The 22,600-nt window shown below is 65.3% G+C and carries 18 protein-coding genes, 1 other RNA gene and 4 pseudogenes; 16 read left to right on the top strand and 7 right to left on the bottom strand.

The window, feature by feature from the left end; genetic code table 11:
* Window positions 1–158: 158 nt before the first annotated feature.
* Window positions 159–305, top strand: a pseudogene (locus tag FOZ70_RS22285) (iron ABC transporter substrate-binding protein); the annotation flags it as partial.
* Window positions 302–1,339, top strand: a pseudogene (locus FOZ70_RS22280) (iron ABC transporter permease); the annotation flags it as partial. The pseudogenes FOZ70_RS22285 and FOZ70_RS22280, both read left to right, overlap by 4 nt.
* A 48-nt stretch (window positions 1,340–1,387) precedes the next feature.
* Here FOZ70_RS22280 and FOZ70_RS38155 read toward each other — a convergent pair.
* The 7 genes and pseudogenes from FOZ70_RS38155 to ompA form a co-directional block, all read right to left on the bottom strand.
* A pseudogene (locus tag FOZ70_RS38155) lies at window positions 1,388–1,567 on the bottom strand (two-component sensor histidine kinase); the annotation flags it as partial.
* Window positions 1,568–1,711 (bottom strand): annotated as a pseudogene (locus tag FOZ70_RS38150) (branched-chain amino acid ABC transporter permease); the annotation flags it as partial.
* Window positions 1,712–1,718: 7 nt separating this feature from the next.
* The gene (locus FOZ70_RS22275) at window positions 1,719–2,966 is read right to left on the bottom strand and encodes an integrase arm-type DNA-binding domain-containing protein (protein WP_219706729.1); all 1,248 of its coding nucleotides are present in this window, start codon (window positions 2,964–2,966) and stop codon (window positions 1,719–1,721) included.
* Between the two features lie 200 nt (window positions 2,967–3,166).
* Window positions 3,167–3,536: a transfer-messenger RNA gene (ssrA, locus tag FOZ70_RS22270) on the bottom strand.
* A 17-nt stretch (window positions 3,537–3,553) separates the two neighbouring features.
* Complete coding sequence (gene gph / locus FOZ70_RS22265; RefSeq protein ID WP_048024353.1) at window positions 3,554–4,270, bottom strand: phosphoglycolate phosphatase; 717 nt, start codon at window positions 4,268–4,270, stop codon at window positions 3,554–3,556.
* 13 nt (window positions 4,271–4,283) lie between these two features.
* Window positions 4,284–4,982: a bifunctional 2-polyprenyl-6-hydroxyphenol methylase/3-demethylubiquinol 3-O-methyltransferase UbiG gene (gene ubiG / locus FOZ70_RS22260; protein ID WP_021157466.1), complete on the bottom strand. Its 699-nt coding sequence runs from the start codon at window positions 4,980–4,982 to the stop codon at window positions 4,284–4,286.
* Window positions 4,983–5,136: 154 nt separating this feature from the next.
* Entirely contained in the window at window positions 5,137–5,805 is a 669-nt protein-coding gene (gene ompA / locus FOZ70_RS22255; RefSeq protein WP_021157465.1) for an outer membrane protein OmpA, read from the bottom strand.
* Window positions 5,806–6,332: 527 nt separating this feature from the next.
* On the opposite strand from ompA, the gene gyrA reads away from it, so the two are divergent.
* The 14 genes from gyrA (at window position 6,333) to rfaD (ending at window position 22,541) form a co-directional block, all read left to right on the top strand.
* The gene (gyrA, locus tag FOZ70_RS22250; protein ID WP_042973437.1) at window positions 6,333–8,936 is read left to right on the top strand and encodes a DNA gyrase subunit A; all 2,604 of its coding nucleotides are present in this window, start codon (window positions 6,333–6,335) and stop codon (window positions 8,934–8,936) included.
* Between the two features lie 83 nt (window positions 8,937–9,019).
* Window positions 9,020–9,619, top strand: coding sequence for a DUF2059 domain-containing protein (locus FOZ70_RS22245; protein WP_021157463.1), 600 nt, complete (start codon window positions 9,020–9,022; stop codon window positions 9,617–9,619).
* 155 nt (window positions 9,620–9,774) lie between these two features.
* Window positions 9,775–10,857 carry a 3-phosphoserine/phosphohydroxythreonine transaminase gene (gene serC, locus FOZ70_RS22240; RefSeq protein WP_021157462.1) on the top strand — a complete coding sequence of 361 codons (1,083 nt, stop codon included), beginning with the start codon at window positions 9,775–9,777 and terminating at the stop codon, window positions 10,855–10,857.
* Between the two features lie 33 nt (window positions 10,858–10,890).
* Window positions 10,891–11,973: a prephenate dehydratase gene (gene pheA / locus FOZ70_RS22235; protein ID WP_219706728.1), complete on the top strand. Its 1,083-nt coding sequence runs from the start codon at window positions 10,891–10,893 to the stop codon at window positions 11,971–11,973.
* 186 nt (window positions 11,974–12,159) lie between these two features.
* On the top strand, window positions 12,160–13,086 hold the full coding sequence (locus tag FOZ70_RS22230) for a prephenate dehydrogenase/arogenate dehydrogenase family protein (RefSeq protein ID WP_042973435.1): 927 nt from the start codon (window positions 12,160–12,162) through the stop codon (window positions 13,084–13,086).
* 13 nt (window positions 13,087–13,099) lie between these two features.
* On the top strand, window positions 13,100–14,404 hold the full coding sequence (gene aroA / locus FOZ70_RS22225; protein WP_048024362.1) for a 3-phosphoshikimate 1-carboxyvinyltransferase: 1,305 nt from the start codon (window positions 13,100–13,102) through the stop codon (window positions 14,402–14,404).
* A 14-nt stretch (window positions 14,405–14,418) separates the two neighbouring features.
* Window positions 14,419–15,105 (top strand): (d)CMP kinase, encoded by a 687-nt coding sequence (gene cmk / locus FOZ70_RS22220; RefSeq protein ID WP_006476573.1) that lies wholly within the window; start codon window positions 14,419–14,421, stop codon window positions 15,103–15,105.
* A gap of 124 nt (window positions 15,106–15,229) precedes the next feature.
* Window positions 15,230–16,960, top strand: a complete 1,731-nt coding sequence (rpsA, locus tag FOZ70_RS22215; RefSeq protein WP_306304903.1) for a 30S ribosomal protein S1 — start codon at window positions 15,230–15,232, stop codon at window positions 16,958–16,960.
* A gap of 22 nt (window positions 16,961–16,982) precedes the next feature.
* Window positions 16,983–17,306 carry an integration host factor subunit beta gene (locus FOZ70_RS22210; protein WP_006486894.1) on the top strand — a complete coding sequence of 108 codons (324 nt, stop codon included), beginning with the start codon at window positions 16,983–16,985 and terminating at the stop codon, window positions 17,304–17,306.
* A 210-nt stretch (window positions 17,307–17,516) separates the two neighbouring features.
* Window positions 17,517–17,810: a LapA family protein gene (locus FOZ70_RS22205; RefSeq protein ID WP_021157458.1), complete on the top strand. Its 294-nt coding sequence runs from the start codon at window positions 17,517–17,519 to the stop codon at window positions 17,808–17,810.
* A 53-nt stretch (window positions 17,811–17,863) separates the two neighbouring features.
* Entirely contained in the window at window positions 17,864–19,036 is a 1,173-nt protein-coding gene (gene lapB / locus FOZ70_RS22200) for a lipopolysaccharide assembly protein LapB (RefSeq protein ID WP_059485227.1), read from the top strand.
* 90 nt (window positions 19,037–19,126) lie between these two features.
* Window positions 19,127–20,527, top strand: coding sequence for a UDP-glucose/GDP-mannose dehydrogenase family protein (locus FOZ70_RS22195; protein ID WP_059485226.1), 1,401 nt, complete (start codon window positions 19,127–19,129; stop codon window positions 20,525–20,527).
* A gap of 7 nt (window positions 20,528–20,534) precedes the next feature.
* Complete coding sequence (gene rfaE1, locus FOZ70_RS22190) at window positions 20,535–21,485, top strand: D-glycero-beta-D-manno-heptose-7-phosphate kinase (RefSeq protein ID WP_051363294.1); 951 nt, start codon at window positions 20,535–20,537, stop codon at window positions 21,483–21,485.
* 63 nt (window positions 21,486–21,548) lie between these two features.
* The gene (gene rfaD / locus FOZ70_RS22185; RefSeq protein ID WP_048024367.1) at window positions 21,549–22,541 is read left to right on the top strand and encodes an ADP-glyceromanno-heptose 6-epimerase; all 993 of its coding nucleotides are present in this window, start codon (window positions 21,549–21,551) and stop codon (window positions 22,539–22,541) included.
* The last annotated feature ends 59 nt before the right edge of the window (window positions 22,542–22,600 follow it).

The raw sequence follows: 22,600 nt of genomic DNA, 5'->3' as shown, positions 1-22,600 counted from the left end.
AAAAGTGATCGGAAATTCCGATAGTGCCGCGTATTCCCCGCTGTTTTGAATACCTTTGCTAAAGGTTGCAAAACATTCCCGTGGCAAATCACTGCACGCTGTTGCGCTCGAGGGGCGGCACGGCGCAACATGAGCGCCTCTCTGCGATGCCGGCGCTCGCGCTCGCGCGCGCGACCGCGATCCGCGACCGGCGCTTCGTCGTGATTCCGTACGATGCGGCGACGCCGGGCCCCGAGAACGTCGCGGCCGTCGAGACGCTCGCCCGCGCGCTGTATCCGGCCGCATTCGCGGCAGCGGCACGATGAGCGTGCGCGGGCAGGCGGCGCGGCCCGCCGTGCGCGTGGTGCTGCCGGGGCTGGCCGTGCTGCTGATCGTGTCGATCGTCGTGTCGGCCGCGTTTGGCCCCGCGCCGATCGCGGTGTCGGACGCGATGCGGATCGTCGCCGCGCACGTCGCGTCGGCGTTCGGCGGCGCCGGCGCGGTCGCGGCGGCGGTGGGCGACGACAGCATCGTGTGGCTGATCCGCATGCCGCGTGCGCTGCTGGCCGCGATCGTCGGCGCGACGCTGGCGGCGGTCGGCGTCGCATTGCAGGCGGCGACCGCGAACCGCCTGGCCGATCCGCACCTGCTCGGCGTGAGCGTGGGCGCGATGCTCGGCGCGATCGCGGTCACGGTGGTGGCCGGCGCCGCGTTCGGCCCGTTCACGCTGTCGGCCGCCGCGTTCGCAGGTGCGCTTGCAGCGACCGCCTGCGTGATCGCGCTCGCTTACCGGAGCGGCCGGCTCGAATCGGACCGGCTGCTGCTCGCGGGCGTGTCGGTGTCGTTCATGATGGCCGCGTTCGGCAACCTGCTGCTGTATCTCGGCGACCAGCGCGCCGCGTCGTCGGTGCTGTTCTGGATGCTCGGCGGCGTCGGGCTCGCGCGCTGGGATCTGCTGCCGGTGCCGGCCGTGTGCGCGGTGCTTGCCGGCGGCGCGCTCCATGCGCGCCGGCGCGAACTGAATGCGCTGATGTCGGGCGACGTCGCCGCCGCGTCGCTCGGCGTGCCGAGCGCGCGGATGCGGCGCGAGGTGTTCGTCGTCGCGTCGTTCGCGACGGGCGCGGTGGTCGCGGTCAGCGGCGCGATTGGCTTCGTCGGACTCGTGACGCCGCATCTGTGCCGTCGCGTGGTCGGCGCCGAGCACGGCCGGCTGCTGCCGGTCGCCGCGCTGGCGGGCGCGATCCTGCTCGTGTGGGCCGATGTCGCCGCGCGCACGCTCGCGGCGCCGGAGGATCTGCCGATCGGCATCGTGACCGCGCTGTTCGGCAGCCTGTTCTTCGTCGCGCTGCTGCGCCGGCGCTGGCGACGCGCGGCCGGCGACGGCGGGCGGGGCCCGCCGCCCGTTTCATCAAAGCGGGACGACGCTAGTCATGCCGCTGCGGCGGCGCGTATCGGCGTGCCGGTTCGCGACGTGCTGCGCGACGTCGAAGAGGCTGTCCGGCAGCGCGCGCACGGGCAGCGTGATCACGAAGCGCGCGCCGCCGAGCGGCGAATCCTCGAGCCGCACGTCGCCGCCGTGCACCTGCGCGCCGCCCGCCCGGTCGATCGGCACGCCGCCGAGCGCGCCGAACCACGCGGGTACGCTCCACGTGGCCGCCGCGACGTATTCGTCGCGGGCAGACGTGATCGTCGTGTAGTTGCTGCCCGCGCGACGCGTTTGGAGTCGGCCGGCCTGAGGCTTAGGCAGCTCCAGAGGCGACGGCGATCGGGATGATGTCGGCGCCTGTTCTGAGCCGGTCAAGGTAGTCGGCCCACTGCTGCATCATTTCGCGCCGGTGCGGCATGTGAGCCGTCCGGTTGTACGCGCGCCCCAGCGGATCCTTCACGGCGTGCGCAAGCTGGGCTTCGACGATTGCGGGGGCCACGCCGAGCACCTCATCGAGAATCGTCCGGGCCATGGCACGAAAGCCGTGACCTGTCATCGTGGCGCCGTCGTACCCGAGCCGCCGCAGCGCGCCGTTGATCGTGTTGTCTGACATCGGGCGGTCCTTCGTTCGAACGCTGGGAAACAGGAACCGACCGGTGCCCGTCAGCGCGTGTAGCTCGCGCAGGATCGCCACTGCTTGGGCTGAGAGCGGAACGATGTGCGCGCCGCCGGCCGCCTTGCCCTGCTTCGTCCGCTTCATGCGTTCGCTCGGGATCTCCCACGTAGCGCCGTCGAGCTCGAACTCGGTCCACTCGGCCGCGCGCAGTTCCCCCGGGCGCTGGAACAGCAACGGGGCGAGGCGGAGAGCGCATTGCACGGGGAAGGTGCCGTGATACCCGTCGATCGCGCGCAGGAGCTCGGCGACCTGCTTCGGATCCGTGAGCGCGGCCATGTGCTCGGTCTGCACCGGCGGCAGGGCGCCGCGGAGGTCGGCGGTTACGTCCCGCTTCGCGCGGCCGGTCGCCACGGCGTAGCGGCACACCTGGCCGATGTTGGCCTGCAGTCGGTGCGCCGTCTCGAGCGCGCCGCGCTTCTCGACGCGCCGCAGGGCGTCCAGCACGTCAGGCGGCGCGAGGTCGGCAACTGGTTTGCCGCCGATCCACGGAAACGCATCGACTTCCAGTCGACGCAGGATGCGGGCTGCGTGGCTTTCGGACCAAGACGGCGCGTACTTTGCGTGCCACTCGCGCGCGACGGCCTCGAACGAGTTTTCGGCGTTGAGGCGCTGGCAGCGCTTCTCGGCCTTCTTCACCTCGCCCGGGTCGATCCCTGCCGCCAGTTTGTCGCGCGCGGCGTCGCGCCGCTTGCGCGCCTCGATGAGGGGCACGGTCGGATATGTGCCGAGCGCAAGGCTCTTCTCTTTCCCGCCGAATCTGTACTTGAGCACCCACCGCTTATTGCCGGTCGGCTTGATGAGCAGGAACAGGCCTCCGCCGTCGAAAAGCTTCTGCTGCTTCTCGGTCGGTTTGGCGTTACGGATCGCGATGTCAGTGAGGGCCATATGCGCGCTGTGGTGCGGGGGCTTCTAGCGAGGCGATCGGGGGTTCTCGATCTGAATTTTCGATGAGAACCCCCGGGAGGACCCCCGATTGGGGGTTGCTGTCAGTTGGAGAGGTTTGGAGAAGTTTGCAACAAAAAACCCCGCTAGGCTAGGCCTGGCGGGGTTCTCTGGTCAAACGTTGGAGACGTTTGGCGGGTATTTGGTGGAGGCGGCGGGAATCGAACCCGCGTCCAGAAGCGCTCCACGACTAGTTCTACATGTTTAGTTCAGTCATTTGATTTAACCGCAGCGACGCGGACGAACACGCTGCACTACGGCGATTCGCTAGGTTTTCGACCCTGGCGTCGCGACGCCGACAGGGCTTAACTGACGTAAATGACCTCTGGCGGTATTGCTACCGGTCTTGCGACACTAGCCCGTCAGTGAACTAGGCAGAGGACGGCGGCCGTTAGGCTGCCAGTGCGAACGTATCGTCGTTTGCAGTTACGATTTTCCCATTGATTAACGAGGTGACGGGTCCTCGACATGCCCTAGCCGCTTCACAACCCCTGTCGAAACCAGGTCGCCCCCGCGGATAAGATCGCCCATTATAGCCCAACATCGCGCAGCAGTTCGCGCAGTTGCTGTGTCGTGTCGACGAGATGCTGCGCTTGCCAGTCGGCCGGTGCGGCGCCGTCGCCGCAGTAGCCGTACGCGGCCGCGATCGTCGCCATGCCGGCGGCGCTGCCGGCCTGAATGTCGCGCAGATCGTCGCCGACGTAGACGATGCGTGCGGGCGCAAGCGTCAACTGGTCGGCCGCATGCAGCAGCGGGGCCGGATGCGGCTTCGGGTGCGGCGTTGTGTCGCCCCCGACGACGCAGGCCGCGCGTGGCGCGAGACCGAGCAACTCGACGAGCGGCGCCGTGAGCCGCATCGCCTTGTTCGTGACGATCCCCCAGCGCACGCCGCGCGCATCGAGTTCGTCGAGCACGTCGCCGATGCCGGGGAACAGCGTCGTATGCACACACAGATCCGTCGCGTAGTTGGCCAGGAACTCGTCGCGCATCGCTTCGTATCCGGGCGTGTGCGGATCGATGCCGAACGCGCCGCCGAGCAGGCCTCGCGCGCCGGCCGAGGCCAGCGGACGCAGCACGTCGAGCGGTGTTTCGGGCAGGTCGCGCACGCGTTGCATCTTGTTGACGGCCGCCGCGAGATCGGGGGCCGTGTCGGCGAGCGTGCCGTCCAGGTCGAACAGCACGGCATCGCAGTGCAGCAGGCGCGGTTCGTCGAGTGCAGCCCGCGCGGTCGAGAGGGGAGTCGTCATGCAGGGTGGAGGGTCATGCGCCGCGGCGGCACGCGACGAGGTAGTTGATGTCGGTGTCGTTCGACAGCGCGAAGCGCTTGCCGATCGGGTGATACGTGATGCCCTTGATCTCCACGATGTGCAGATCCGTCGCACGCACGAAGCCGGCCAGTTCCGACGGGCGGATGAAGCGCGCGTAGTCGTGCGTGCCCTTCGGCAGCATTTGCGCGATGTACTCCGCGCCGATCACGGCGAACAGGTAGGCCTTCAGGTTGCGGTTCAGCGTCGAGAAGAACACCCAGCCACCCGGCTTCACGAGCGTCGCGCACGCGGCAACGACATCACCGGGAGACGGCACGTGCTCGAGCATCTCCATGCACGTGACGACATCGTAGGTGCCCGGTTCACGCGCGGCGATCGCTTCCGCGGCAATGGCTTCGTAGTCGACCGAGATGCCGCTTTCGAGGCTGTGCAGGTCGGCGACGCCGAGCGCTTCGGTCGACAGGTCGATACCTTTCACCTGTGCGCCGAGCCCGGCCATCGATTCGGACAGGATGCCGCCGCCGCAGCCGACGTCGAGTGCACGCTTGCCGGCGAGGTGCGCATGCGCATCGATCCAGCCGAGGCGGACCGGGTTCAGGTCGTGCAGCGGCTTGAATTCGGCGTTCGGATCCCACCACCGATGGGCGAGGTCGCTGAATTTCTGGAGTTCGTGTGGATCGGCGTTGGTCATGTCGGCAAACGGGCTACGAGAGGAGGGCGGTACTGCGATTCGTCAGCCCCGAGTATATAAGAAGCGGACGAGCGGCGAAGCGGCAGGCGCCTGGACGGGCGTCAAAGAAAAAGCCCCGCCGGGGCGGGGCTTTGAAGCAGTCGAAAACCGCGGCTTAGTTTGCCGGAACGGTCGTCTTCTGGACTTCTTGCGTACCAACCACTTCGACTTCCACGCGGCGATCCGGTGCGAGGCAGGCGATGAGTTGCTTGCGGTTCTTCTGGTTGCAGCCCGTCGTGACCGGGTTGCGCTTGCCCTTGCCTTCCGTGTAGATCTTGTTGGCCGGCACACCCTTGCTGACCAGGTACGACTTCACGGCTTGCGCACGGCGCAGCGACAGACGGTCGTTGTACTTGTCCGAACCGATGCGGTCCGTGTAGCCCGTTGCGACGACCACTTCCGTGTTCATGCCTTCGATCTTCGAAGCCAGTTCGTCCAGCTTTTGCTTGCCCAGCGGCTTGAGCGTTGCCTTGTCGAAGTCGAACAGTGCGTCAGCTTGATACGTGATCTTCTGGCTCGAGATAGCCGGAGCGACCGGAGCGACCGGCGGCTGCGGTGCCTGGGCGACCAGTGCGCCATCGCACTTCGCGTTGGCGGTGGCCGGCGTCCAGAACGCATCGCGCCAGCAGAGCTCGTTCGTGCCGTTCATCCACACCCATTCGCCCGTGCCGTTCACCCAGTTGTCATTGACGGCTTGACGCGACGCCGGCACCGACTGTGCCGAAGCGGATGCAGCCATAACTGCGGTAGCTGCAATGAACGCGAGCTTTGAAAGTTTATTCATATTTCTCCTCTCGAAATTGAGATTACCGCAGGTTTACTGCGAGCCTGTTGACGGTGACAAGTCATACATTGCTCGAAGTATAACATTGGTGCGGCACAAAAAACGCGGCACCGCTCTGTGTAGACTTCGAGCAGCGTCTAACTTTCAGTGCGTTGGCATTTTGCCATATCGTTCCCTTCCTACGAAAAAAAATCCTCCCCACCCTAAGATCGCTTCAACTTTGTGGTGCATGCGCAACACCGGCCTGCCGCAACTTTCAGAGATTGTCAAGAGTGTGTCGGCGAAATTGCGCGAATGTGCGTGGTTGTTTACTCGTGCGCGTGAAACAAGTGTGAAGGGATCGCCTGCGGCGTCGAGTCGCGCGCGATTTCGGTCGAATCGACGTGGCCGCGATTTTCGCTATTTATATATAGAGGGGGCGGCGAATTGGCGGCTGATGGGCGCATGTTAGAATCTCGCGTTGCGTTGCGCATGCAGCGCCCACGCGAAAGGCGTTCGCCGTCTTCGCTCCGAAACGATACGGATACATGGATCAATTCGCCAAAGAGACCCTGCCCACCTCCCTAGAGGAGGAAATGCGCCGTTCGTATCTCGATTACGCGATGAGCGTGATCGTCGGACGTGCCCTCCCGGATGTCCGCGATGGCCTCAAGCCCGTGCACCGGCGCGTGTTGTTCGCGATGCACGAACTGAACAACGACTGGAACCGCGCGTACAAGAAATCGGCGCGTATCGTCGGTGACGTGATCGGTAAATACCACCCTCACGGCGATACCGCGGTGTACGACACGATCGTGCGGATGGCGCAGGACTTCTCGCTGCGCTACATGCTGATCGACGGGCAGGGCAACTTCGGCTCGATCGACGGCGACAATGCCGCGGCGATGCGTTACACCGAAATTCGCATGGCGAAGATCGGTCACGAGCTGCTCGCCGACATCGACAAGGAAACGGTCGATTTCGAGCCGAACTACGACGGCAACGAAATGCAGCCGTCGGTCCTGCCGTCGCGCATCCCGAACCTGCTGATCAACGGCTCGTCAGGCATCGCGGTCGGCATGGCGACCAACATCCCGCCGCACAACCTGAACGAAGTCGTCGACGCGTGCCAGCACCTGCTGGGTAACCCGGAAGCGACGATCGACGAACTGATCGAGATCATCCCGGCGCCCGATTTCCCGACGGCCGGCATCATCTACGGCGTCGCCGGCGTGCGCGACGGCTACCGCACCGGGCGCGGTCGCGTCGTGATGCGCGCGGCCACGCACTTCGAGGAGATCGACCGCGGCCAGCGGATGGCGATCATCGTCGACGAGCTGCCGTACCAGGTGAACAAGCGCTCGCTGCTCGAGCGGATCGCCGAGCTCGTCAACGAGAAGAAGCTCGAAGGCATCTCCGACATCCGCGACGAGTCCGACAAGAGCGGCATGCGCGTCGTGATCGAGCTCAAGCGCGGTGAAGTGCCGGAAGTGGTGCTGAACAACCTGTACAAGGCGACGCAGCTCCAGGATACGTTCGGCATGAACATGGTCGCGCTGGTCGACGGCCAGCCGAAGCTGCTGAACCTGAAGGAAATCCTGCAGTGCTTCCTGTCGCACCGACGCGAAGTGCTGACGCGCCGCACGATCTACGAACTGCGCAAGGCCCGTGAACGTGGCCATGTGCTCGAAGGTCTCGCGGTCGCGCTCGCCAACATCGACGAATTCATCGCGATCATCAAGGCAGCGCCGACGCCGCCGATCGCGAAAGCGGAGTTGATGGCGAAGCCGTGGGATTCGTCGCTCGTGCGCGAGATGCTCACGCGTGCCGAGAGCGAGAACGCGGCGGCCGGCGGCCGCTCCGCGTACCGCCCGGAAGGCCTGAACCCGGCGTTCGGCATGCAGAGCGACGGGCTGTACCGCCTGTCCGACACGCAGGCCCAGGAAATCCTGCAGATGCGCCTGCAGCGCCTGACCGGCCTCGAGCAGGACAAGATCATCGGCGAGTACCGCGAAGTGATGGCGCAGATCGCCGACCTGCTGGACATCCTCGCACGCCCCGAGCGGATCACGACGATGATCGGCGAGGAGCTGACCTCGGTGAAGGCAGAGTTCGGCGACGCGCGCCGCTCGAAGATCGAGCTGAACGCGACCGAGCTGAACACCGAGGATCTGATCACGCCGCAGGACATGGTCGTCACGATGTCGCACGCGGGCTACGTGAAGTCGCAGCCGCTGTCCGAGTACCGCGCGCAGAAGCGCGGCGGCCGCGGCAAGCAGGCGACGCAGATGAAGGAAGACGACTGGATCGAGACGCTGTTCATCGCGAACACGCACGACTACATCCTGTGCTTCTCGAACCGCGGCCGCGTGTACTGGGTCAAGGTCTACGAAGTGCCGCAGGGTTCGCGCAACTCGCGCGGCCGCCCGATCGTCAACATGTTCCCGCTGCAGGAAGGCGAGAAGATCAACGTCGTGCTGCCGGTCAAGGAATTCTCGGCCGACAAGTTCATCTTCATGGCGACGTCGCTCGGCACCGTGAAGAAGACGCCGCTCGAGGCATTCAGCCGTCCGATGAAGAAGGGCATCATCGCGGTCGGCCTCGACGAGGGCGACTTCCTGATCGGCGCGTCGATCACCGACGGTGCGCACGACGTGATGCTGTTCTCCGATTCCGGCAAGGCCGTGCGCTTCGACGAGAACGACGTGCGTCCGATGGGGCGCGAGGCGCGGGGTGTGCGCGGCATGCAGCTCGAGGACGGGCAGCAGGTCATCGCGATGCTGGTCGCGGGCAGCGAGGAGCAGACCGTGCTCACCGCGACCGAGAACGGCTACGGCAAGCGCACGCCGATCACCGAGTACACGCGTCACGGCCGCGGCACGAAGGGTATGATCGCGATCCAGACGTCGGAGCGTAACGGCAAGGTCGTGGCTGCGACGCTCGTCGACGCCGAGGATCAGATCATGCTGATCACGACGGCCGGCGTGTTGATTCGCACCCGTGTCTCGGAGATTCGCGAGATGGGGCGTGCCACGCAAGGTGTTACACTCATCAGTCTCGATGAGGGTACCAAGCTCTCCGGCCTGCAGCAGATCGCGGAGGCCGAGGAGGGCGATGGCGAGGCCGACGAGGCGTCGGACGGCGAAGCCTGAAGAACGGATGAGACTCTGGCCGCCGCGGGCGTGAAGCGCCGCGGCTGGCGAGCAACCATTCATATTTCCAAAAGGGAGTGATGATGCAAAAGCAATTCAAGCAACTGGTCCTGCTGGCTGCACTGGTGCCGACGTTCGCGATGGCGCAAGCGCTGTCGAATTCCGCACCGGCGCCTGCCGCGGCAGCTGCGCCGATCGACGCCGACAAGAAGGCTGCGATCAAGGATCTGCTCGACGCGATCGACGCGCCGAAGCTCGTGTCGGCAATCGGCAACAGCGCCGAAATGCAGGCCAAGCAACTCGTGCCGGCAATCCTGTCGGACGCGCTGTCGGAAAACAAGACGCTGAACGACAAGCAGAAGCAGGCTGCCGTTCCGACGCTGCAAAAGAACGCGGTGCCGAAGCTGGTCGACGGCGCAGGCAAGGTGTTCGGTACGCAACAGTTCCAGAACGACGCGATGTCGGCTCAGTACGACGCCTACGCGAAGTACTACAGCACGTCGGAGATCAAGGATCTGACGACGTTCTACAAGAGCCCGACGGGCCGCAAGTTCATCCAGGTTCAGGATCAGGTCGGTCGCGACGTGGTCAACGGCCTGATGCAGAAGTACATGCCGCAAGCGATCCAGGCAACGCGTACGCAGGCTGACAAGGAAGTCGCAGCAGTCAAGCCGGGCAAGTAAAGCCGTCCGGGCACGCCACCGGCCGTTCGGCCGGGTTTGGCGGGAGCCTGACGACAGTGCGATAATGGCCGTTTGCGCGCGAGCGCAAGCGGCCATTTCTTTTCTGGTGCGTTCTGCCGGCGGCGAGCCGGTCGCGTCCCTCCGAGGTTTTCACGATGCGCGTCTTTAATTTCTCCGCCGGCCCTGCGGCGATGCCCGAGGAAGTGCTGCGGCAAGCCGCCGACGAAATGCTCGACTGGCACGGCAGCGGTATGAGCGTGATGGAGATGAGCCATCGCGGCAAGGAGTTCATGTCGATCCACGAGGCCGCGCTGACCGACCTGCGCGACCTGCTCGGCGTGCCGGCAAGCCATCGGATCCTGTTCCTGCAGGGCGGCGGTATCGCCGAAAACGCGATCGTGCCGATGAACCTGCTCGGCTCGCGCAAGACGGCCGACTTCGTCGTGACGGGCTCGTGGTCGCAGAAATCGTTCAGCGAAGCGAAGAAATACGGCACGCCGCATCTCGCCGCAACCGGCAAGACGGAAGACGGCTTCACGCGTGCGCCCGCGCGCGCCGAATGGCAGCTGTCGGACGATCCGGCCTACGTGCATCTGTGCACCAACGAAACGATCGACGGCGTCGAGACGTTCGAGATTCCCGATCTCGGCGACGTGCCGCTGGTCGCGGATGTCTCGTCGCACATCCTGTCGCGTCCGATGGACGTCGCGAAGTACGGTGTGCTGTTCGGCGGTGCGCAGAAGAACATCGGGATGGCCGGTGTGACGCTCGTGATCGTGCGCGAGGACCTGCTCGACCGCTCGCTGTCGATCTGCCCGTCCGCGTTCGAATGGAAGACCATTGCCGCGAACAACTCGCTGTACAACACGCCGCCCACCTACGCGATCTACATCGCGGGTCTGGTATTCCAGTGGCTGAAGCGGCAGGGCGGTCTCGAAGCGATCGAGGCCCGCAATATCGAAAAGGCGAAGCTGCTCTACGACACGATCGATGCGAGCAGTTTCTATCTGAACAAGGTCGAGCCGGCAGCACGTTCGCGAATGAACGTGCCGTTTTTCCTGGCCGACGAAACGCGCAACGAAGACTTCCTTGCCGGCGCAAAGGCGCGCGGGCTGCTGCAGCTGAAGGGCCACAAGTCCGTCGGTGGCATGCGGGCGTCGATCTACAACGCGGTGCCGCTCGAGGGCGTGAAAGCGCTCGTCGAGTACATGAAGGACTTCGAGCAGCGCGGCGCCTGACGGCGGCGCTGTTCAAACAGCACGGCAAAACGCATGGACGACGAACTGAATTCCCGCCTGAAACCGCTGCGCGATCGCATCGACGCGATCGATGCGCAGCTGATCGTGCTCCTGAACCAGCGCGCCGCGGTGGCGCTGGAGGTGGGCGAGGTCAAGAAGCATTTCAACGCGCCGGTGTTCCGGCCGGAGCGCGAACTGCAGGTGATCGCGCGGCTGCAGGACATGAGCGCGGGGCCGCTCGCGAGCGAGCACATCAGCGCCATCTGGCGCGAGATCATGGCCGCGAGCCGCGCGCTCGAGCAGACGATCCACGTCGCGTTCCTCGGGCCGGTCGGCACGTACAGCGAGCAGGCGATGCTCGAGTATTTCGGCCAGTCGATCGAAGGGCTGCCGTGCCCGTCGATCGACGAAGTATTCCGCTCGGTCGAGGCCGGCGCTGCCGCATACGGCATCGCGCCGGTCGAGAATTCGACCGAAGGCGCCGTGTCGCGCACGCTCGACCTGCTGCTGCAGACGCAACTGCTGATCAGCGGTGAGCTCGCGCTGCCGATCCATCACAACCTGCTGACGCAGGGCGGCACGCTCGACGGCGTGAAGCGCGTCTGCGCGCATGCGCAGGCGCTTGCGCAATGCCAGCAGTGGCTCGCGGCGAATGCGCCGCAGCTCGAGCGGCAGGCCGTGGCGAGCAATGCGGAGGCCGCGCGTCTCGCGGCGGCCGATCCGACCGTCGCGGCGATCGCGGGCGACCGTGCGGCCGCGCACTACGGATTGCAGATCGCGTTCTCGCTGATCCAGGACGATCCGCACAACCGCACGCGCTTCGTCATCGTCGGCAAGCAGCCGGCCGGGCAAAGCGGTCACGACCAGACGTCGCTGATCGTGTCGGTGAAGAACGAACCGGGCGCCGTGTTCAAGCTGCTCGAGCCGCTCGCGCGGCACGGCGTGTCGATGACGCGCTTCGAGTCGCGCCCGGCGCGCGTCGGCACGTGGGAGTACTACTTCTACATTGATATCGAAGGGCACCGCGACGATGCGGCGGTAGCGGCCGCGCTCGCGGAACTCGGCCAGAAGGCCGCGTTCCTGAAGATACTCGGTTCGTATCCGCGCGCACGCTGAAACGCGGCGGCCCGTCGCCTGCCCGGGCAGGCGTTGCGGCGAGGCGGGCAGGGCAGGCCGGTCGGCGCTGCCGAAGGCGGGTTCGGCCCGCGTCCGGCGCAGGTTGCGCCGGGTGCGGGCCCGTTGCCCGGAATCTGGAATTCCGCATGCGGGGCGTCGTTCCGCGCGCGTAACTTGGCTCTTGTCGTGTCAGGCTTTGCATTCAACAAACTGGTCATTTTCGGCGTCGGCCTGATCGGCGGATCGCTGGCCCGCGCGCTGCGCGAACGCGCGCCGGGCGGTGCGGGCGAGGTCGTCGGCGTGGGCCGTTCGCGTGCGTCGGTCGAGCGCGCGCTCGCGCTCGGCGTGATCGATCGCGCGGCGGCGCTCGACGATGACGCGCAATTGCGCGACGCGCTGGCCGGCGCCGATCTCGTGCTGCTGGCGGCACCCGTTGCGCAAACGGGCCCGTTGCTCAAGCGCATCGCGCCGTGGCTTGAAGAGGCGACGATCGTCACCGATGCCGGCAGCACCAAGTCCGATGTCGTCGCAGCCGCGCGCGACGCGCTCGGCGCACGCATCGCGCAGTTCGTGCCCGGGCATCCGATTGCCGGTCGCGAGTCGAGCGGCGTCGAGGCCGCGTTGCCGGATCTGTACGTCGGCCGCAACGTGGTGCTGTGCCCGCTGCCGGAGAATGCGCCCGAATCCGTCGCGCGGATCGACGCGATGTGGCGCGCGACCGGCGCCGACGTGCGCACGATGACCACGGAGCAGCACGATCGCGTGTTTGCGTCGATCAGCCATTTGCCGCACGTGCTGTCGTTCGCGCTCGTCGAGCAGATCCTCGGCGAGGCCGACGCGGAACTCAAATTCTCGTACGCGGCGGGCGGTTTCCGCGATTTCACGCGCATCGCGGCGTCGAGTCCGGAGATGTGGCGCGACGTGTGCGTCGCGAATCGCGCGGCGCTGCTCGACGAGCTCGACGGCTATACGCGCGTGCTCACGCGGCTGCGCGCGGCGATCGACGCCGGCGACGGCGCGGCGCTCGAAGCCGTGTTCACGCGTTCGCGCGCCGCGCGCAAGGCATGGCAGGAGCGCGGCGGCGCGCCCGCTGCCGAACCGGTCAAGAAATAACAGGACGATTCCCATGGACTATCTCGATCTCGGCCCGTACTCCAGCGCATCGGGCACCGTGCGCCTGCCCGGCTCGAAGAGCATTTCGAACCGCGTGCTGCTGCTTGCGGCGCTGGCCGAAGGCGAAACGACGATCACCAACCTGCTCGACTCCGACGACACGCGCGTGATGCTCGACGCACTCGGCAAGCTCGGCGTGAAGCTCGCGCGCGACGGCGACACCTGTGTCGTCACGGGCACGCGCGGCGCATTCACCGCGAAGACGGCCGACCTGTTCCTCGGCAACGCGGGCACGGCCGTGCGGCCGCTGACCGCCGCGCTCGCGGTGAACGGCGGCGACTATCGCGTGCACGGCGTGCCGCGCATGCACGAGCGACCGATCGGCGATCTCGTCGACGGCCTGCGCCAGATCGGCGCGCAGATCGACTACGAGCTGAACGAAGGTTTCCCGCCGCTGCGGATCAAGCCTGCGACGATCTCGGTCGATGCGCCGATCCGCGTGCGCGGTGACGTGTCGAGCCAGTTCCTCACGGCGCTCCTGATGACGTTGCCGCTCGTGAAGGCGAAGGACGGCCGGATCGTCGTCGAGATCGACGGCGAGCTGATCTCGAAGCCGTACATCGACATCACGATCCGGCTGATGGAGCGCTTCGGCGTGACCGTCGAGCGCGACGGCTGGCAGCGCTTCGTCGTGCCGGCCGGGGTTCGCTACAAATCGCCGGGGCAGATCATGGTCGAGGGCGACGCATCGTCGGCGTCGTATTTCCTCGCGGCCGGCGCGCTCGGCGGCGGGCCGCTGCGTGTCGAGGGCGTGGGGCGCGCGAGCATCCAGGGCGACGTCGGTTTCGCGAACGCGCTGATGCAGATGGGCGCGAACGTGACGATGGGCGACGACTGGATCGAAGTGCGCGGCATCGGCCACGACCACGGCAAGCTCGAGCCGATCGACATGGACTTCAACCTGATTCCCGATGCGGCGATGACGATCGCGGTCGCGGCGCTGTTCGCCGACGGCCCGAGCACGCTGCGCAACATCGCAAGCTGGCGCGTGAAGGAAACCGACCGCATCGCGGCGATGGCGACCGAACTGCGCAAGGTCGGCGCGATCGTCGAGGAAGGTCCTGACTATCTCGTCGTCACGCCGCCGGAAAAGCTCACGCCGAACGCGGCGATCGACACGTACGACGATCACCGGATGGCGATGTGTTTCTCGCTCGTCAGCCTGGGCGGTGTGCCCGTGCGGATCAACGATCCGAAGTGCGTCGGCAAGACGTTCCCCGACTATTTCGACCGCTTCGCCGCGCTCGCCAAAGCCTGACCCGACTGTTTCCGATGAAATCGACCCGACCCTTTCACCCGACTCCCGTCATCACGATCGACGGTCCCACTGCATCCGGCAAGGGCACCGTCGCCGCGCTCGTCGCCGCGCATCTTGGCTTCCACCTGCTCGACAGCGGCGCGCTGTACCGCCTCGCCGCGCTCGCGAGCGTGCGCTACGGCATCGCGGCAGAGGACATCGACGCGCTGGTGAAGCTGATCGACGATCTCCACATCACGTTCCGGGAGGGCTGCGCGCAGCTCGACGGCGTCGATGTGTCGAACGACATCCGTGCCGAAGCGGTCGGCAACCGCGCATCGGCGATTGCCGTGCATGGGCCGGTGCGCACCGCGCTCGTCGCGCGTCAGCGCGCGTTCCGCAAGACGCCGGGCCTCGTTGCAGACGGGCGCGACATGGGCACCGTGATCTTCCCGGACGCCGTGTTGAAGGTGTTCCTGACGGCCAGCGCCGAGGCGCGCGCGACCAGACGGCATAAGCAATTGATGCAAAAAGGTTTTTCTGCTAATATAGATGACTTGCTCCGGGATCTTCGTGAACGTGATGCGCGCGACAGCAATCGCGCGGCCGCGCCGCTGAAGCCTGCGGCAGATGCCAAGCTGCTCGATACGTCGGCGCTTTCGGTCGATGAAGCGGTCGACCAGGTGCTGCAGTGGTACCGGGCGCTCGGCCAGCCCGCCTGAGAAGGCGGGTAGCGGTAGGTGTTCCGCGTCGCAAGCGCGGAGCGTGTTTCGAACCCTTAACCCCGTGTGGTCATCGATCTGGCCCTTTCAGCCTGCCATTCCGGCCGGCGTGGCACAGCGATCCATGCACAATCAGATTTTTATGTCCGACCTGCAAACCTCCACCCCGAATACTGAATCTTTCGCGGCTCTGTTCGAAGAGTCGCTGACCCGCCAAGACATGCGCGCCGGCGAAGTGATTTCCGCCGAAGTCGTGCGCGTCGACCACAACTTCGTGGTCGTCAATGCAGGCCTGAAGTCCGAGGCTTACATTCCGATCGAGGAATTCCTGAACGATCAGGGCGAGGTTGAGGTGCAGTCGGGCGATTTCGTGTCCGTCGCGATCGACGCACTCGAAAACGGCTACGGCGACACGATCCTGTCGCGCGACAAGGCGAAGCGCCTTGCATCGTGGCTGTCGCTGGAAAAGGCTCTCGACAACAACGAACTCGTCACCGGCACGATCACCGGCAAGGTGAAGGGCGGCATGACCGTGATGGTCAACGGCATCCGCGCGTTCCTGCCGGGTTCGCTGGTCGACACGCGTCCGGTCAAGGACACGACCCCGTACGAAGGCAAGACGCTCGAGTTCCGCGTGATCAAGCTCGATCGCAAGCGTAACAACGTCGTGCTGTCGCGTCGTGCAGTGATCGAAGCAACCCAAGGCGAAGAGCGCGCGAAGCTGCTCGAGACGCTGAAGGAAGGCGCGATCGTCAACGGCGTGGTCAAGAACATCACCGACTACGGCGCGTTCGTCGACCTCGGCGGCATCGACGGCCTGCTGCACATCACCGACATCGCATGGCGTCGTGTGCGTCACCCGAGCGAAGTCCTGTCGGTTGGCCAGGAAGTCACCGCGAAGATCCTCAAGTTCGACCAAGAGAAGAACCGCGTCTCGCTGGGCATCAAGCAACTGGGCGACGATCCGTGGGAAGGCATCTCGCGCCGTTACCCGTCGGGCACGCGCCTGTTCGGCAAGGTCACGAACATTACCGACTACGGCGCATTCGTCGAAGTGGAATCGGGCATCGAAGGCCTCGTCCACGTGTCGGAAATGGACTGGACCAACAAGAACGTTGCTCCGTCGAAGGTTGTCCAGCTGGGCGACGAAGTCGAAGTCATGGTCCTCGAGATCGACGAAGACCGCCGTCGTATCAGCCTCGGCATGAAGCAGTGCAAGCCGAATCCGTGGGATGACTTCAGCCGCAACTTCAAGAAGGGCGACAAGATCACGGGCGCAATCAAGTCGATCACCGACTTCGGCGTGTTCATCGGTCTGCCGGGCGGCATCGACGGCCTGGTCCACCTGTCGGACCTGTCGTGGAGCGAAGCCGGCGAAGAAGCCGTTCGCAAGTACAAGAAGGGCGACGAAGTCGAAGCGATCGTGCTCGGTATCGACGTCGAGAAGGAGCGTATTTCGCTCGGCATCAAGCAGCTCGAAGGCGACCCGTTCAGCAACTACGTTGCAATGAACGACAAGGGCTCGATCGTCGACGGCGTCGTGAAGACGGTCGATGCGAAGGGTGCGGTCGTCACGCTGACGGGCGACATCGAAGGCTACCTGCGTGCGTCGGAAATCTCGCAGGATCGCGTCGAAGACGCACGCAACGTGCTGAAGGAAGGCGACAAGGTCAACGCGATGGTGATCAACATCGATCGCAAGTCGCGCGGCATCAACCTGTCGATCAAGGCGAAGGATTCGGCTGAACAACAGGAAGCGATCCGCGGCCTGCAGTCGGACACCAGCGCTGCTGCGACCGGTACGACCAACCTCGGCGCGCTGCTGAAGGCGAAGCTCGACGGCCAGAACCAGTAAGCCTCACGAGGTCTGCTGAAGTATGACCAAATCCGAGTTGGTCGCGCAGCTGGCATCGCGATTTCCGCAACTTGTCCTCAAGGATGCGGATTTCGCGGTGAAAACGATGCTCGATGCGATGTCTGACGCTCTGGCGAAAGGGCATCGTATCGAAATTCGGGGTTTCGGCAGCTTTGGCCTCAACCGTCGCCCGGCGCGCGTCGGACGCAACCCGAAGTCAGGGGAGAAAGTGCAGGTGCCCGAGAAGTTCGTGCCGCACTTCAAGCCTGGCAAGGAGTTGCGGGAACGCGTCGACGGCCGCGCCGGTGAACCGCTGAAGGCTGACGATCCGGACGACGAGCGTTGAGCGTCACCCGGATTGCCCGGAACCCATCCGGCGAAGGCTGAAAAGAAAAGCGCCCCTTGCGGGCGCTTTTTTCATTTCCGGCGAATGCGACGCAACGGGTGCGAGCAGGATGTGCGCAGCCGCGGAAACGCTTCCTTTACAATACGGGTCGATTCGGCGCGACGAAGGGGAGTCGCGCGCCGCGGCAAACCTCAACAAAGAGAGGGCTTCATGAAGTTTATCGTCTGGCTGATCCGGGTATTGGTGTTCGTACTGCTGCTGGTGCTTGCGCTGGCCAATACGCAAACCGCGACGCTGAATTTCGTGGCCGGCTATTCATGGCAGGCGCCGCTGATCCTGATCGGCCTCGCGTTCTTCGCCGTGGGGCTGCTGGCTGGCTTGCTGTCCGCGCTGCCTTCGATCTTCCGCCTGCGTCTCGAGAACGGGCGCCTGAAGCGCGATCTGCGCGCGGCGCGCGAAACGCCGGCCGTCATCGACCAGCCGCCGATGCCGCCCGTCATTTAACACGGACGCCGCGCGATCATCGCGCGGTTTTCGTCTCTGCTTCGATATTTCGCATGGATCTGGATTTCTGGTGGTTGCTCGCGATTCCGGTCGCGTTCGCGCTCGGTTGGGCGGCGTCACGCTATGACCTTAAGAATCTCCTGTCGGAGAGTGCCAACCTGCCGCGCTCGTATTTCCGCGGCCTGAATTTTCTGTTGAACGAACAACCCGACAAGGCGATCGACGCGTTCATCGAGGTCGCCAAGCTGGATCCCGAGACGGTCGAGCTGCACTTCGCGCTCGGCAACCTGTTTCGCCGCCGCGGCGAAACCGACCGCGCGATCCGCGTGCACCAGAACCTGCTGAGCCGCACGGACCTGCCGGTCAACGAACGCGACCACGCACTGTACGAACTCGGCCAGGACTTCCTGAAGGCCGGCCTGCTCGATCGCGCCGAGGAGGCGTTCCACAAACTCGCCGACGGCGATTACGCACTCGGCGCGCAGCGGGCGCTGCTGACGATCTACGAGATCGAGAAGGACTGGAACAAGTCGATCGATACGGCGAAGCGCATCGAGTCGATGAGCGACAAACCGCTTGGCGTCGAAATTGCGCAGTTTCACTGCGAACTTGCGCAGGACGCGCTGCAGCGCAAGAACGCGGCAGCGGCTGCTGAACAGTTGCGCCTCGCGTTGACCGTGAACCCGCAGAACGTTCGCGCGACGATCCTCTCCGGCGACGCCGCGGCGGCCGAGGGCAACCATGCGGCCGCGATCGAGCACTGGAAGCGCGTCGAAGCGCAGAATCCGGCGTATCTGCCGCTCGTCGCCGACAAGCTGATGAAGGCGTACGTCGCGCTCGGCAAGAACGCCGAAGGTGCCGAGCTGCTGATGGGCTATGTCGACCGCTATCCGTCGAACGACCTGCTCGACATCGCATACCAGCACATCGCGGGCTTGCGCGGCCAGGACGCGGCGCACACGCTCGCGCGCACGCAGATGGAGAAGTCGCCGAACCTGTCGGGGATGCTGCACCTGCTCGATGCGCAGATCGCGGCGGCCGACGAACCGCGCCGTAAGGAACTTGAAATGATGCGTGCGCTGATCAAGCAGCGCACCAAGAATTTGCCACGGTATACGTGCCAGAATTGCGGTTTCCGGGCGCGCAATTTCTACTGGCAGTGTCCGGGCTGCAGCGGCTGGGAAACCTATGCGCCGCGTCGCGTCGATCCTGCGATGCCGGGCTGATCCCGGCACGCGGAGCCAACGCACTGCGGTTGCCGCCGGGTTCGTCCCGGCGGCCAAGTTAGTCAATTACCGGGAAGTACCGGAACATCTATGAAAATCACCATCATCGGCACCGGCTATGTCGGTCTCGTCACGGGCGCCTGCCTGGCGGAGATCGGCCACGACGTCTTCTGCCTCGACGTCGATCCGCGCAAGATCGACATCCTGAACAACGGCGGGATGCCGATTCACGAACCTGGGCTGCTGGACATCATCGCGCGCAACCGCGCGGCGGGGCGCCTGCGCTTTTCGACCGACATCGAGGCAAGCGTCGCGCACGGCGAGATCCAGTTCATCGCCGTCGGCACGCCGCCCGACGAGGACGGTTCGGCCGACCTGCAGTACGTGCTCGAAGCCGCGCGCAACATCGGCCGCCACATGACGAGCTTCAAGGTGATCGTCGACAAGTCGACCGTGCCGGTCGGTACCGCACAGCGCGTGCGCGGCGTGGTCGACGAAGCGCTCGCCGCCCGCGGGCTGGCGGGCAGCGTCGCGCATCGCTTCTCGGTCGTGTCGAACCCGGAGTTCCTGAAGGAAGGCGCCGCGGTCGAGGACTTCATGCGTCCGGACCGGATCATCATCGGCGTCGACGACGACGAGACGGGCACGATCGCGCGCGAGAAGATGAAGAAGCTTTACGCGCCGTTCAACCGCAACCATGAGCGCACGATCTACATGGACGTGCGTTCGGCGGAATTCGCGAAATATGCGGCGAATGCGATGCTTGCAACGCGTATCTCGTTCATGAACGAGATGTCGAATCTCGCCGACAAGGTCGGCGCCGACATCGAGGCCGTGCGCCGCGGGATCGGCTCCGATCCGCGCATCGGCTATCACTTCCTGTACGCCGGCGTCGGCTACGGCGGCTCGTGCTTCCCGAAGGACGTCCAGGCGCTGATTCGCACGGCCGGCGAGAACGGCCAGCCGTTGCGCATCCTGGAAGCCGTCGAGGCGGCCAACCATGCGCAGAAGGACGTGCTGATCGGCAAGATCGAGCAGCGTTTCGGTGCCGACCTGACCGGCCGCGAGTTCGCGGTCTGGGGCCTGGCGTTCAAGCCGAACACCGATGACATGCGCGAGGCGCCGAGCCGCCGCCTGATCGCCGCGCTGCTCGAACGCGGCGCGACCGTTCGTGCGTACGATCCGGTCGCGATCGACGAGGCGCGGCGCGTGTTTGCGCTCGACTTCGATACCGATCCTGGCGCGCTGGCGCGGCTCCATCTCGTCGACACGCAGGACATCGCCGTGACGGGCGCGGACGCGCTCGTGATCGTGACCGAGTGGAAGGAATTCCGGAGCCCCGATTTCACGCGCCTGAAGGCTGAACTGAAGGCGCCGGTGATCTTCGACGGGCGCAATCTGTACGAGCCGGATGCGATGGCCGAACTGGGCATCGACTACTATGCGATCGGCCGGCCGTATGTCGATCCCCAGTCGTCCTCCCGTGGCTGATCACACGATGAATACTCTCCGCGAGGTCGTTCCGGTACCGCGTGCGCAACTCGCGCGCTCGCGCGTGCTTGTCGTCGGCGACGTGATGCTCGACCGTTACTGGTTCGGCAACGTCGATCGCATTTCGCCCGAGGCGCCCGTGCCGGTCGTGCACGTGCAGCGTCAGGAAGAGCGGCTCGGCGGTGCGGCCAACGTCGCACGCAACGCCGTGACGCTCGGCGGCCAGGCCGGGTTGCTGTGCGTCGTCGGGTGCGACGAACCCGGCGAGCGCATCGTCGAACTGCTCGGCAGCAGCGGCGTGACGCCGCATCTCGAACGCGACCCGGCGTTGCCGACCACGATCAAGCTGCGCGTGCTCGCGCGCCAGCAGCAACTGCTGCGCGTCGACTTCGAGGCCATGCCGACGCACGAGGTGTTGCTCGCGGGGCTCGCGCGCTTCGATGCGCTGCTGCCGCAGCACGACGTCGTGCTGATGTCGGATTACGCGAAAGGCGGCCTGACGCACGTCACGACGATGATCGAGAAGGCGCGTGCGGCCGGCAAGTCCGTCCTCGTCGACCCGAAGGGCGACGACTGGGCGCGTTATCGCGGTGCGTCGCTGATCACGCCGAATCGCGCGGAATTGCGCGAAGTGGTCGGGCAGTGGAAATCGGAAGACGATCTGCGCGCACGTGTCGCGAAGCTGCGCGCGGAACTCGACATCGACGCGCTGCTGCTCACGCGTTCGGAAGAAGGCATGACGCTGTTTTCCGCCACCGGCGAACTGCATGCGCCGGCGCTCGCGCGCGAGGTGTTCGACGTGTCGGGCGCGGGCGATACCGTGATCGCGACGGTCGCGACGATGCTCGGCGCAGGCGTGCCGCTCGTCGACGCCGTCGTGCTCGCGAATCGCGCGGCAGGCATCGTGGTCGGCAAGCTCGGCACGGCCACGGTGGATTACGACGAACTGTTTCATTGAGCGCATGCGGCGGCGCGATGAGCGCGCCGCACGCATGGCTCGCACTTTTCAGGCAGGACGATCATGACCCTCATCGTCACCGGCGCAGCCGGTTTTATCGGCGCGAACATCGTCAAGGCGCTCAACGAGCGCGGCGAGACGCGCATCATCGCGGTCGACAACCTGACGCGCGCGGACAAGTTCCGGAATCTCGTCGATTGCGAGATCGACGACTATCTGGACAAGTCGGAATTCGTCGAACGTTTCGCGCGCGGCGATTTCGGCAAGGTACGCGCGGTGTTCCACGAAGGTGCGTGCTCGGACACGATGGAAACCGACGGCCGCTACATGATGGACAACAACTTCCGCTACAGCCGCGCGTTGCTCGACACCTGCCTCGCACAGGGCACGCAGTTCCTGTACGCGTCGTCGGCGGCGACCTACGGCGGCTCGACGCGATTCGTCGAGGAGCGCGACGTCGAGGCGCCGCTGAATGTCTACGGCTATTCGAAGTTCCTGTTCGACCAGGTGATCCGTCGTGTGCTGCCGACCGCGCAGAGCCAGATCGCGGGCTTCCGATACTTCAACGTGTACGGCCCGCGCGAGACGCACAAGGGCCGTATGGCGTCGGTCGCGTTCCACAACTTCAACCAGTTCCGCGCGGAAGGCAAGGTGAAGCTGTTCGGCGAGTACAACGGCTACGCACCGGGCGAGCAGACGCGTGACTTCGTGTCGATCGAGGACGTGACGAAGGTCAACCTGTTCTTCTTCGATCATCCGGAGAAGTCGGGCATCTTCAACCTCGGGACCGGCCGTGCGCAGCCGTTCAACGATATCGCGTCGACGGTCGTGAATACGTTGCGCGCGCTCGACAACCTGCCGCCGCTGACGCTCGCGCAGCAGGTCGAGCAAGGGCTGATCGAATACGTGCCGTTCCCCGATGCGCTGCGCGGCAAGTACCAGTGCTTCACGCAGGCCGACCAGACGAAACTGCGTGCGGCCGGTTACGACGCACCGTTCCTGACCGTGCAGGAAGGCGTCGACCGCTACGTGCGTTGGCTATCCGGCCAGGTTTAAACGGAAGCGTTGCATCGATAGACTGGGTCTCACGGTCGGCAGCCGCCGGCCGTATTCAT

This window comes from Burkholderia sp. COPS, assembly GCF_019425585.1.
In the GTDB taxonomy this organism is placed as follows: Bacteria; Pseudomonadota; Gammaproteobacteria; order Burkholderiales; family Burkholderiaceae; genus Burkholderia; species Burkholderia cepacia.
This window is presented reverse-complemented; position numbering and strand designations above follow the sequence as displayed.